The sequence below is a fragment of the Streptomyces atriruber genome, assembly GCF_001418325.1.
In the GTDB taxonomy this organism is placed as follows: domain Bacteria; phylum Actinomycetota; class Actinomycetes; order Streptomycetales; family Streptomycetaceae; genus Streptomyces; species Streptomyces atriruber.
Window position 1 is genome coordinate 1 of record NZ_LIPN01000097.1, and the last position, 11,502, is coordinate 11,502.

At 70.7% G+C, this 11,502-nt stretch carries 11 protein-coding genes and 1 pseudogene; 5 read left to right on the forward strand and 7 right to left on the reverse strand.

Annotated features, from left to right (window positions below; genetic code table 11):
• Positions 1-58: 58 nt before the first annotated feature.
• A complete protein-coding gene (locus AOK03_RS11645) occupies positions 59-1,681 on the reverse strand; it encodes an InlB B-repeat-containing protein (RefSeq protein WP_079074648.1) in 1,623 nt (540 codons plus the stop codon).
• A 288-nt stretch (positions 1,682-1,969) separates the two neighbouring features.
• Between AOK03_RS11645 and AOK03_RS11650 the strand changes: the two genes are divergently transcribed.
• Complete coding sequence (locus AOK03_RS11650) at positions 1,970-5,320, forward strand: S8 family peptidase (RefSeq protein ID WP_425264372.1); 3,351 nt, start codon at positions 1,970-1,972, stop codon at positions 5,318-5,320.
• A gap of 25 nt (positions 5,321-5,345) precedes the next feature.
• On the opposite strand, the gene AOK03_RS11655 is transcribed toward AOK03_RS11650, so the two are convergent.
• A complete protein-coding gene (locus AOK03_RS11655) occupies positions 5,346-5,786 on the reverse strand; it encodes a YybH family protein (protein ID WP_341845795.1) in 441 nt (146 codons plus the stop codon).
• Between the two features lie 24 nt (positions 5,787-5,810).
• Here AOK03_RS11655 and AOK03_RS11660 point away from each other — a divergent pair, with 24 nt between their 5' ends.
• Positions 5,811-6,188, forward strand: coding sequence for a winged helix-turn-helix transcriptional regulator (locus AOK03_RS11660; RefSeq protein ID WP_055565136.1), 378 nt, complete (start codon positions 5,811-5,813; stop codon positions 6,186-6,188).
• A gap of 19 nt (positions 6,189-6,207) precedes the next feature.
• Here the strand turns inward: AOK03_RS11660 and AOK03_RS11665 are convergent, their stop codons facing one another.
• Positions 6,208-6,594 (reverse strand): VOC family protein, encoded by a 387-nt coding sequence (locus AOK03_RS11665; RefSeq protein WP_055565137.1) that lies wholly within the window; start codon positions 6,592-6,594, stop codon positions 6,208-6,210.
• A gap of 183 nt (positions 6,595-6,777) precedes the next feature.
• Entirely contained in the window at positions 6,778-7,830 is a 1,053-nt protein-coding gene (locus AOK03_RS11670; protein WP_055565138.1) for an NAD(P)-dependent alcohol dehydrogenase, read from the reverse strand.
• A gap of 118 nt (positions 7,831-7,948) precedes the next feature.
• On the opposite strand from AOK03_RS11670, the gene AOK03_RS11675 reads away from it, so the two are divergent.
• Both AOK03_RS11675 and AOK03_RS11680 read left to right on the forward strand, forming a co-directional pair.
• A complete protein-coding gene (locus AOK03_RS11675; RefSeq protein ID WP_055565139.1) occupies positions 7,949-8,839 on the forward strand; it encodes a helix-turn-helix domain-containing protein in 891 nt (296 codons plus the stop codon).
• A 72-nt stretch (positions 8,840-8,911) separates the two neighbouring features.
• Positions 8,912-9,298: a helix-turn-helix domain-containing protein gene (locus AOK03_RS11680; RefSeq protein WP_055565140.1), complete on the forward strand. Its 387-nt coding sequence runs from the start codon at positions 8,912-8,914 to the stop codon at positions 9,296-9,298.
• Here AOK03_RS11680 and AOK03_RS11685 read toward each other — a convergent pair.
• Entirely contained in the window at positions 9,295-9,906 is a 612-nt protein-coding gene (locus AOK03_RS11685) for a ClpP family protease (RefSeq protein ID WP_055565141.1), read from the reverse strand. The genes AOK03_RS11680 and AOK03_RS11685 overlap by 4 nt on opposite strands.
• Positions 9,907-9,921: 15 nt before the next feature.
• Positions 9,922-10,578, reverse strand: coding sequence for a ClpP family protease (locus AOK03_RS11690; RefSeq protein WP_055565142.1), 657 nt, complete (start codon positions 10,576-10,578; stop codon positions 9,922-9,924).
• Between the two features lie 145 nt (positions 10,579-10,723).
• On the opposite strand from AOK03_RS11690, the gene AOK03_RS11695 reads away from it, so the two are divergent.
• Positions 10,724-11,212, forward strand: coding sequence for a hypothetical protein (locus tag AOK03_RS11695; RefSeq protein WP_055565143.1), 489 nt, complete (start codon positions 10,724-10,726; stop codon positions 11,210-11,212).
• A 6-nt stretch (positions 11,213-11,218) separates the two neighbouring features.
• Here the strand turns inward: AOK03_RS11695 and AOK03_RS11700 are convergent.
• Positions 11,219-11,502, reverse strand: a pseudogene (locus AOK03_RS11700) (hypothetical protein); the annotation flags it as partial.

The following is an 11,502-nucleotide window of genomic DNA, read 5'->3' on the forward strand; positions in this document are numbered from 1 at the left end:
TACGGAAGCGGCCCGCACCCTGTGAAGGGTGCGGGCCGCTTCCGTACGTGCCCGGCTCTCATGCCCCGGTCGGCGTGAAGACCGCGCTGAGGGTGTACGGGCGGTCCATCGTCATCGTCACGTTCTCGTCCGTGATGTCGTGGCGCCTGCCGTCGACGATCCAGGCGCTGACGCGGTAGCCCGCCGCGGGCTTCGCGGTGACGCCCACCGTGGTACCGGGCGCGTAGGGGCCGTGGACGGCGGGGCGGACCGTGCCGTTCGGGCTGGCCTCGATCGTGAGCCGGTGCCGGACGCGGGCCACCTTCAGCGCGCGGTAGCCGGCGACGACGGGGGCGGTCCTGCGGGCCAGCGCGGCGTTGTCGTTGTTCTCGTCGCCCAACGGCTGGCCGTCGACGGTGTTCTCGGTGTTCGAGTACTGGTTGACGGGGCTGCAGGGCTGGCCGCAGCTCTCCGAGTAGGCCATCAGGGAGTGGTAGTCGCGGCGCGGGGTGATCCACCCCGTTCCCGCGGGGGAGTTGAGCAGCTCGCGGTAGCCGCCGGAGGGGTCCTGCCGGTCGAGGGTGTCGCGGTCGTGGAACAGGCCCAGGTTGTGGCCGAGCTCGTGCCCGAGGTTGTACCACTCGCTGAGCGACTGGACGTCGACGGCCGAGTAGGCCAGCTCGTCGTCCAGGTGGCCCCTGGTGGGCAGGCTGGCCTGGCCCGAGGAGCCGACGGGGACGTCGTTGATGACGGTGACCAGGTCGACACCCAGCTCTTCGCGGTGGCGGTGCGCTGTCGCGCCCAGGTCGCGGTCCTGCGGGTCGGAGAGCTTCTCGAGCATGCGGGCGGCGGTCTGGTCGCCGCTGTAGCCGGTGTCGTAACGGCCCACGACGTCGATCCTGGCCGCGACGCCGCTGTCGGCCAGCGCCTGGTTCATGTAGGACTCGGCCATCCCGATGCGGGCCGCCATCGCCTGCTCTCCGCCGACCCGCCGCACCGCGGGCGGGGTGTATCCGGCGAGGACGTCGATGACGACGGGGTCGGCGGGATCGGCCGGGGCGCGGTCTTCGAGCGAGTCGTGCAGTTTCCGGGCGGCGCGCTCGTCGAGGGCGCCGTTGTCGGGCGCGGGGCGGCGGCGCGCGCCGGGGTTCTCCTCCGTGATCCGCAGCCGCGGGCGCTCTCCCGGCAGGGTGGTGACGTGGTACGTGCGCGCCCCCAGGTCGACCATGGCGTCGACGGCGGGCCGGTTCTTCTGGGCGAGCCGGTCCTTCTGGGCGAGCCGGTCCTCCTGGAGGGGCCAGTTCTCGATGACGGGGCGGGTCCCCTTCGCGGCGCGGCACACATGGCTCGCCGAGATCACCGCCTGCTGCTCCGGCGCCCCCTTGACGTGACCGGTCCACGTGACGGTGTCCCCCTCCGTCTCGCGGCCGTCCTGGACGAGCGTGATCCGCACGCCGGGGAACAGGTCGAGGGGGTGCTCGGTGGCCCGGCCGAAGCCGCCGGACGCGCACAGCCATCGGTAGTCGGCGACGTCGAGGGCGACGGTGCGTTCTCGGAGGACGTCTTTCTCGTTCGCGGACGGGCTGGGGCCAGAGGGGTGGGGTTCGGCCACCGCCACGGCCGTGCCGAGGGTGAGGGCGGCGGCGCACAGGCAGGCCAGCCGGATCGCGCCGCGCGGGCGCAAAGAGGGCGTCGGGATCATGGCGCTTGTCGTTCCACTGCGGGGGTGTGCGGCAACCGGGGGCCGCGCTTACGTCACCCGAGCGCGCGCCTGCGGCACTCACACGGCTGCGTCCATTCCGGCGTGGGGAAGAGCGGAACGCGGTGATCCGTATTCCGGAATTGCCCTGATCCGGCCAAGTGCCGTGAAGGCGTCATGAATTTCGGACAGCCTCAACTCTGTACTTCTGTCCCGCTATTGAGCAGGTGTTCCCCCCTCGGCATACTTCGACGTCCAGGGGCGAGAGCCCCTTTACCTCCAGGGGGAGACTTGCGCAGACAAGTGAAGAGAGCGTGCGGGGCCAGTATCGCCGCGGCGGTGGCCGTGGCGCTCGCGGCGGGCATGACCAGCCCCGCGGCCGCGGACCCCGCATCCGCGGGACGCACGGTCCAGGCGGAGGGGGGCCTCGGCAAGGGCGCGGGCAGGACCCACGTCACGCTGATCACCGGTGACCGCGCCGTCCTCGACGCCAACGGCCGGGTGGTCGGCATCGACCGCGCCAAGGGGCGGGAACACATCCCCGTACAGGTGCGGAGCAGCGGCGGACACACGCTGCTGATACCCGCCGACGCGCAGCGCCTGATAGCCGACGGCACCCTCGACCGGCGCCTTTTCGACGTCACGGAGCTGAACAACAAGCGCAACCGCGCGGCCCAGAAGAAGGGCCTCAAGGTCATCGTCGGCTACAAGGGCGCCGCCGCGGCCACCAAGGCCGACGTCCGCGGAGCCGGTGACACCACCGTCCGCAGGACCCTGAAGGCGCTGAACGCCGACGCGGTCAGCACGCCGAAGCAGGACGCGGGCGACCTGTGGGCCGCGCTCACCAGCGGCAAGGACGGCGCCCGCACCGCGGCGTCCGGCATCAGCCACGTCTGGTTCGACGGCGTCCGCAAGGCGAGCCTCGACAAGAGCGTCAAGCAGATCGGCGCCGACAAGGCCTGGGCCGCCGGGTACGACGGCAAGGGCGTCAAGATCGCCGTGCTGGACACCGGCGTCGACGCCACGCACCCGGACCTCAAGGACCAGGTGATCGCCGAGAAGAACTTCACGGCGTCGGCCGACGCCAAGGACCGCTACGGCCACGGCACCCACGTCGCGTCCATCGCGGCCGGCACGGGCGCCAAGTCCGGCGGAAAGTTCAAGGGCGTCGCGCCCGGCGCCAAGCTGCTCAACGGCAAGGTCCTCGGCGACGACGGCTACGGCGAGGACTCCGGCATCATCGCCGCCATGGACTGGGCGGCGGCCGAGGGCGCCGATGTCGTCAACCTCAGCCTCGGCGGCCCCGACGCCCCCGGCATCGACCCGCTCGAAGCGCAGGTCGACAAGCTCTCCGCGGAGAAGGGCATCCTCTTCGCGATCGCCGCGGGCAACGACGGCGAGCCCGCCTCGGTCGGCTCCCCGGGCAGCGCGGACGCCGCCCTCACCGTCGGCGCGGTCGACGACAACGACAAGCTGGCGGACTTCTCCAGCCAGGGCCCGCGGGTCGGCGACGGTGCGATCAAGCCCGACGTGACCGCTCCCGGCGTCGACATCACGGCCGCCGCCGCGCCCGGCTCGGTCATCGAGAAGGAGGTCGGCCAGAACCCGGAGGGCTATCTGACGATCTCCGGTACGTCGATGGCGACCCCGCACGTGGCGGGCGCCGCCGCCCTGCTCAAGCAGCAGCACCCGGACTGGAAGCACGACGAGCTCAAGGGCGCGCTCACCGGTTCCACCAAGGGCGGCAACTACACGGCGTTCCAGCAGGGTTCGGGACGCATCGCCGTCGACAGGGCCATCAAGCAGACCGTGATCGCCGAGCCGGTGTCGGTCAGCTTCGGCACGCAGCAGTGGCCGCACACCGACGACAAGCCGGTCACCAAGAAGGTGACGTACAAGAACCTCGGCAAGGACGACGTCACCCTCGACCTGACGGCGACCGCCACCGACCCGAAGGGCCGTCCGGCCCCGGACGGCTTCTTCACCCTCGGCGCGAAGAAGGTCACCGTCCCCGCGGGCGGCACCGCCTCCGTCGACCTGACCGCCGACTCCAAGCTGGGCGGCACGGTCGACGGCTCGTACTCCGCGTTCGTCGTGGCGAGCGGCGGCGGCCAGTCCGTGCGCACGGCCGCCGCGGTCGACCGCGAGGTGGAGTCGTACGACCTCACGGTCAAGCACATCGGGCGTGACGGACAGCCGACGAAGCACTACAACGACTCGGTCCAGGGTCTCACCGGCTCCGCCAAGGGCCAGGACCTGAGCACGTACGACCCCTCGGGCGCCTACAAGATCCGTGTCCCCAAGGGCAGTTACGTCCTCGACTCGAACATCGCGGTCGACCTGGAGGACCTCGGCAAGGGCATCGACTGGATGGCCCAGCCGAAGATCGACATGACCAAGGACACCACGGTCACGGTCGACGCGCGGACCGCGAAGCCGGTCGACGTCACCGTGCCCGCGACCGACGCCAAGAGTGTCCTCGCGGCGCCCGACTACACGGTCGAGACGGCGGACTTCAGCAGCAGCTTCGGCTGGCTGATGGAGGAGTACAAGAACTTCCGCACCGGTGCCGTCGGGGCCGCCCCGACCGGCGTCAAGCTCAGCCAGCAGTGGCCGGGCGTCTGGACCAAGGGCGACAACACCGAGTACAACGTCCTCTCGGGCGGCTCGGTGAAGCAGGTCGCCACCGGCTACACCAAGCACTACAAGGCGAGCGAGCTGGCCACGGTCAAGGCCGGGCTCGGCGCCGCCGCGAGCGGCAAGACGGGCTCGCTGCGCGCGGCCGGTGAGCTGCCCGTCGGCAGCGGCACCTGGTCGGTCTCCGTCCCGACGAAGCTGCCCGCGAACCGCACGGTGTACGTGTCCACCGCGGACAAGGTCGAGTGGGGCCTGGAGTTCGAGCAGAACGGTCCGGACGACGCAGAGGGCTGGCCGACCATCGAGACCGCCTACTCGCTGGGCGCCCCGCAGACCTTCAAGGCGGGCACGACCTACGAGAAGACGTTCAACACGGCCGTCTTCGGTCCGCGCATCGGCGGTGAGTACGGCGTCTACCGGCGCGGCAACGAGATCGCGGGCTACCTGCCGCTGCTCGCCGACGGCAAGACCCACGCGGGCTACTCGAAGTTGACGTCGGTGAAGACGACGTTGACCCGCAACGGCACCCAGATCGGCGAGAACGACGACCCGCTGGTCGGCGAGAAGCCGTTCAAGGTGCCCTCGGGCGACGCCGCGTACAAGCTGTCGACGTCCGTGAAGCGCAGCGTCAAGGTGGGCGCGGCCTCCACGCGGATCGACGCGAGCTTCAGCTTCCGCTCCAAGAAGGCCGACGAGGCGAAGCTGCCGGTCTCCTCGGTGCGGTTCAGCCCGAAGGTCGGCCTGGACAGCCGGGCGAAGGCCGACGAGAAGCAGTCGGTGCCGGTCACGGTCCAGGGCGCGGCTGCGGGCTCGAACCTCAAGTCCCTTTCCGTGTACGTCTCCTACGACTACGGCCAGACCTGGAAGAAGGTCACGGTCAGCAACGGAAAGATCTCCGTGAAGAACCCGGCGAAGAACAAGGCGATCTCGTTCCACGCCAAGATCGCGGACAAGAAGGGCAACAAGTCGACGCTGTCGATCTATAACGCGTTCTACAGCAAGTAGACGCACCCCAGAGGTCGGCCAACGGCTAACGGCTGACACCTGACGGCGCGGCACCGAACGGACTGTCGATCACATATCGCCAGAACCCGTCGGTGCCGCGTCGTACCACGTCGGTGGCCGTGGACCGGGCCTCGCCGGCGCCGATCTCCCAGTCCACGACGAGCAGCGCGACGTCCCCCGCGACGTGCACGTGCCGGGGCCGCACGGAGATCGGCAGCCCGAGGGCGAGGAAGGGCGCGTTCGCCGCGGAGATCTCCGCACCACCGTGCACGGCGTCCCCCGACTCGGGCACGAAGGCGGCCCGCTCCTCGTAGAGCTCGCGCACGGCCCGCGGATCCCCGCTGTTGAACCGCGCCGCGAAGGCCGCGGGGACGTCCTCGGGCTGCGTCGGCAGGGCGGGCGCCGTCCGTCCGGCCGGGGTGCCGGTCGTGCTGTCGCTCATGTTCACGTTCATGCTGTTGGCCATGGCCGAACCGTAGGATGCCCCCTCGTGACTCACCGAACGGTAAGCGCCGCCCGCCCCGGTCTGCCCGACGACGCCCTGGCCGAGGTCGCCGCCCCGAGCCCCGACTGCCCCGTCGAGATCACGCTCGCCGCGCTGCGCGGCCGCTGGACCACGCTCGTCGTCCGCGAGCTGCTGCGCAGGGACACCCACACGTACGGTGAACTGTCCGCGGCGCTCCCGCAGTTGTCCGACAAGACCCTGACCGAGCGGCTGGCGCAGCTGGTCGCCGCGGGCGCGGTCCACCGCACCCGGACCCCCGGCTGGCCCTCCACGGTGACCTATGGGCTCACCCCGCGCGGCCGCGAGCTCGGACCGGTCCTGCAGGCGCTGTGGGACTGGGGCGCCGCCGCGGTGACCCCGTGACGGACGTCGCGCCCCCGGATCAGCTCCCCGAGCCGTAGGGCTTGGTGATGATCTCCAGGTTGTGGCCGTTCGGGTCCTCCCAGTAGACGCCGCGGCCGCCGTCGTTGGTGTTGGTCTCGTTGACGCGCTGGTGGTACGGGTCGGCCCAGTAGGTGAGGCCGCGGCTCTTGATGCGCCCGAAGATCTCGTCGAACTCGCCGTCGGAGACGAGGAAGGCGTAGTGCTGGGGCGCGAGCGGTCCGTCGTCGCTCTCGTAGTAGTCGAGGGTCACGCCGTTGGGGATCTCCACCGGGATGAAGGGGCCGTACTGGGGGCTCACCTCCAGACCCAGGATGTCCGCGAGGAACTGGGCGGACGCCTTCTTGTCCCGCGCCGCGACGATGGTGTGGTTCAGCTCGATCGACATCGTGTGACCTCCCGGTCCGTCGGTCCTACCGTTGTCCTGCGGTGGCACGGACAACGGTAGGACCGACAGCGGGGGCGCCGTATCGGTCGGCGGGTCCGGCGCGGTGCGCCATGGGGCCTAGGCCCCCCGGCCGAGACGGCTTCAGGCCACACCCGTCGCCGGTGCCGGACCGTCCCGACGACGTCAGATCGTCGCGGTGTCGATCACGAAGCGGTAGCGCACGTCGCTGGCGAGGACCCGCTCGTACGCCTCGTTGATCTGGTCGGCGCGGATCAGCTCGATCTCCGCGCCGAGCCCGTGCGCGGCGCAGAAGTCCAGCATCTCCTGCGTCTCCTGGATGCCGCCGATGCCGGAGCCCGCGAGGGTCTTGCGGCCGCCGATCACGGAGAACAGGTTCAGGGAGACCGGCTTCTCGGGGGCGCCGACGTTCACGAAGGCGCCGTCCGTGCGCAGCAGACCCAGGTACTTGTCCAGGGGCAGCGGCGCGGAGACCGTCGAGAGGATCAGGTCGAAGGAGCCCGCGAGCTGCTCGAAGGTGGCGTCGTCGCTGGTCGCGTAGTAGTGGTCGGCGCCCAGCTTCAGGCCGTCGTCCTTCTTGCGCAGGGTCTGCGACAGGACGGTGACCTCGGCGCCCATGGCGTGCGCGATCTTGACGGCCATGTGGCCGAGACCGCCGAGGCCGACGACGGCGACCTTCTTGCCGGGGCCCGCGTGCCAGTGCGCGAGCGGGGAGTACGTGGTGATGCCGGCGCACAGCAGCGGGGCGGCCACGTCGAGCGAGAGCCCGTCGGGGATGCGGACGGTGAACGCCTCGTCCACGACGATGTGCGTGGAGTAGCCGCCGTAGGTCGGCTCGCCGTTCTTGTCGAGCGCGTTGTACGTGCCGATGTTGCCCTGCGCGCAGTACTGCTCCAGGCCCGCCCTGCAGTTCTCGCACTCGCGGCAGGAGTCGACCATGCAGCCGACACCGACGCGGTCACCCACGGTGAACTTGGTGACACCGGGGCCGACCTCGGTGACGGTTCCGGCGATCTCGTGGCCGGGCACCATCGGGTAGATGCCCTTGCCCCAGCCGTCGCGGGCCTGGTGGATGTCCGAGTGGCAGATACCGGCGTACTTGATGTCGATCAGGACGTCGAACTCGCCGACGGCGCGGCGCGGCACGGTGGTCCGCTCCAGGGGCGCCTCGGGGGCGGGAGCGGCGTAGGCGGAAACGGTGGTGATCTGCTCAGTCATGTCATCGAGGCTGCCAGTGACCTGCGGTGTCACCCAGACACCCGTTCTGCCTACGACCACTGTGCCTACCACTGGCGGGGTCAGGCTCGGGGGCGTACGAGGCTGGATACTGGAAACGATGAATGACGACGAGAACCCCGCGCTCCTCGACAGCCGGGCCGAGCTGAGCGAGTTCCTGCGCACCCGCAGGGCGCGGCTGCAGCCCCAGGACGTCGGGCTGCCGAATTTCGGACGGCACCGCAGGGTGCCCGGTCTGCGCCGCGAGGAGCTCGCACAGCTCGCCGGGGTCTCCGTCGCCTACTACACCCGGCTCGAGCAGGGCAACGGCCGCAACGTCTCCGCCGAGGTGCTCGACGCGATCGCGCGGGCCCTGCGCCTCACCGACGCGGAGCACGCGCATCTGACGCGGCTCGCGAAGCCGAAGTCGGTCAAGAAGAAGCGGGCGGCCCGCCAGCAGCACATGCGGCCCGCCCTGCAGCAGCTCCTGGACTCCATCCAGTCCGTGCCCGCGTACGTGGTCGGCCGCCGCACGGACATCCTCGGCTGGAACGCGCTCGCCGCGGCGCTCTTCGGCGACTGGGGCGAGCTCGCGCCGGGCGACCGGAACTGGGCGCGCATCTGCTTCCTCGACCCGCGCTCGCGCGATCTGTTCGTGGACTGGGAGCAGAAGGCGTCGGACATCGTCAGCTATCTGCGGATGGACGCGGGCTGCTATCCCAACGACCCCGAGCTGTCCGCGCTGGTCGGCGAACTCTCCGTGAAGAGCGAGGAGTTCAGGGGCCTGTGGGCCACGCACGACGTCCGGGAGAAGGGCCACGGCGTCAAGCGCATGCACCACGCGCTGGTGGGCGACCTGACGCTCTCGTTCGAGACGCTGCGACTGCCGGACGACTGCGACCAGTCCCTGATGATGTACCACGCGGAGCCGGACTCGGCGTCGGCGCAGGGGCTGCGGCTGCTCGCCAGCTGGGGGCGGGACGCGTCGTCGGTGGGTTCGTCGAAGACGTAGGGAGCGGGGATTTCGCGGGCGGCGGAACGCTCCGCACTGCGCCGACGGCCGTACGGCTCCTAGGCTGGGGAAGTGAGCAGCCAAGAGCGCCAGAAGGCGAACGAAGCCCGCGTCATCCACCTGCGCCCGGTCGAGGCGGCGCCGGACCCCGCCCCGGCCAAGGAGGCCAAGGAGCCCCTGTGGCGCGACGTCGTCGGCGACGTCCTGCGCCGTGAGCGCCTCGCGCAGGAGCGCACGCTCAAGGACGTGGCCGACGCCGCCCGGATCTCCATGCCCTACCTCTCAGAGCTGGAGCGCGGCCGCAAGGAGGCCTCCTCCGAGGTCCTCGCGGCCGCCGCCCGCGCACTCGGCCTCGGCCTGCCCGACCTGCTGTCCCTGGCCCAGACCCGACTGGCCGGCCTTCCCCGCGCGAGGCCGGCCAGGGCTTCCTGCCAGGGCGAGGTCCGCCTGGCCGCTTAAGCCGCGGCGGGCAGTGCCCGCCTGCTGAGGACCTGGTCCGCCAGGCCGTACGCGACCGCTTCCTGTGCGGTGAAGAACTTGTCGCGGTCCATGTCGGCGCGCAGTGTCGCGATGTCGTGGTGCGTGTGGTGGGCCAGCACCTCCTCGACCTGCGAGCGGATCCGGAGCATCTCCTTCGCCTGCAGGCTGAGGTCCGACACGGTGCCCTGCTGACCACGGCTCGCGGGCTGCCCGAGCAGGACGCGCGCGTGGTCGAGCACGAACCGCCGTCCCGGGTCGCCGCCGGCGAGCAGCACGGCGGCCGTCGAGGCGGCCTGGCCGACGCAGAACGTCGAGATCGGTGCGGTGATGAAGCTCATCGTGTCGTAGATGGCCATGAGTGAAGTGAACGATCCGCCGGGCGAGTTGATGTAGAGGGAGACCTCGCGCTCCGGGGCGGACGATTCGAGATGCAGCAGCTGTGCGATGACGACGTTGGCGACTCCGTCGTCGATCTCCGTGCCGAGGAAGATGATCCGCTCGGAGAGCAGTCGGCTGTAGACGTCGTAGGCCCGCTCGCCGCCCTGCTGGGTGCGCTCGACGACGGTGGGAATGGTGTACTGGCTCATTCTCTTGCCTCCTCCTCAGTTGCCCAGTCCGATGCGGCGCTTCGACCCGGCGGGCCGCACGTCGTCCAGCGAGGCGACCACGTGGTCGACCATTCCGTACTCCTTGGCCTGCTCGGCGGTGAACCACCGGTCGCGGTCGCCGTCCCGCGAGATCGTCTCCTCGCTCTGCCCGGTGTGCTCGGCGGTGAGCCGCTCGATGGTCCGCTTCGTGAACTCCAGGTTCTCCGCCTGGATGGCGATGTCCGCGGTGGTGCCGCCGATGCCGGCGGAGGGCTGGTGCATCATGATCCGCGCGTTGGGCAGCGCGAACCGCTTCCCGTGCGTGCCCACGCTGAGCAGGAACTGCCCCATGCTGGCGGCGAATCCCATGGCCAGGGTGGCCACGTCGTTCGGGATGAGCCGCATGGTGTCGTAGACGGCGAGCCCGGCGGTGACGGACCCGCCGGGGCTGTTGATGTACAGGCTGATGTCGGTCTTCGGGTCCTCCGCGGACAGCAACAGCATCTGCGCGCAGACGCGGTTGGCGGAGACCTCGTCGACCTGCGTGCCGAGGAACACGATCCGCTGGTGGAGCAGTTGCGCGGCGAGATGGTCGTCGAACCGCGAGGGTGCGGTGTCCCCGTCCTCACCCCGCGACCGCGGGGAGTCCCAGCCACTGTCCCGTACCGACATAACGCCTCCCAAGTCCTCAGCGACGCCCAACGCCCCGCTCTGCTCCCACTGTTGCCCGCGGCTCCCGCCCCTGTCTGAAATCTCTGCCGGGGGCAGATTCGCTGAGGGCAGAGGGGAGATCCGGGGGCGTTAGGGTTCTGTCCTCGTGGAGTGGATATCGCCCGTAAGTACGTTGCTCGGCGCGGGAATCGGCATCGGCGCCACGCTCCTGGCGGACCGGATCCGGTGGCGGCGGGAGAGCGGGGAACGTGAGACGGCGACGCGGCGGCAGCTGTACGCGGAGTACACGGCGGCGCTCTCCCGCGTCCGCACGGCGCTGCACGAGTCCGCGCAGCCCGGGGGAGGGCGCCCCGTGCCCGGCAGTGAGGCGCACGCGCGCGAGGTCCGGGACGGCTTCCTCGCGCCGGGGGCCTACGAGATCCGGCACCAGCTGGCGATCATCGCCCCGCCCGATGTCGTCGAGGCGGCCAGATGCGCCTTCATCGCCCTGCGGACGACCCGGGACCGCGTCATCGAGGGCGTGACGGCCGACAGCGAGGCCTACGCCGAGCTGGAGGCCGGGAACGACACGGCCGTCGCCGAACTCCGCCGCGTCATGCGGCGTGACCTCGGCGTCGACCGAGGGGGTCGGTGAAGGGCGCTACCAGGAGTACACGTAGCGATTCGTCACGGGGTCGAACCTGGTGTCCACGGGGTGTGGTGCGAGGGCGAACTCCGCCTCGGTCCAGGCGAGTATCGCCGCCGCGAGGCCCTCCGGCTGGTAGTCCGTGTGGGGGAACAGGACGCGGTGGACGGTGATCGTGGTGTGCCGCGGGGCGTGCCGCGCCTCGATCGCGGGGGCGGCGAGCGTGACGCCGTGCCGCAGCCACGCCGCCTCATCCGGGGTGATCCGCCAGCCCGAGCGGTCGGTGGGCGGGTGGGTGA

Excerpts from the sequence above, each read along its gene's own strand:
- AOK03_RS11685 (WP_055565141.1), bottom strand. The coding sequence starts at position 9,906 with ATGAGCCAGTACACCATTCCCACCGTCGTCGAGCGCACCCAGCAGGGC.
- AOK03_RS11665 (WP_055565137.1), bottom strand. The coding sequence starts at position 6,594 with ATGTCGATCGAGCTGAACCACACCATCGTCGCGGCGCGGGACAAGAAG.
- AOK03_RS11645 (WP_079074648.1), bottom strand. The coding sequence starts at position 1,681 with ATGATCCCGACGCCCTCTTTGCGCCCGCGCGGCGCGATCCGGCTGGCC.
- AOK03_RS11670 (WP_055565138.1), bottom strand. The coding sequence starts at position 7,830 with ATGACTGAGCAGATCACCACCGTTTCCGCCTACGCCGCTCCCGCCCCC.
- AOK03_RS11675 (WP_055565139.1), top strand. The coding sequence starts at position 7,949 with ATGAATGACGACGAGAACCCCGCGCTCCTCGACAGCCGGGCCGAGCTG.
- AOK03_RS11690 (WP_055565142.1), bottom strand. The coding sequence starts at position 10,578 with ATGTCGGTACGGGACAGTGGCTGGGACTCCCCGCGGTCGCGGGGTGAG.
- AOK03_RS11655 (WP_341845795.1), bottom strand. The coding sequence starts at position 5,786 with ATGGCCAACAGCATGAACGTGAACATGAGCGACAGCACGACCGGCACC.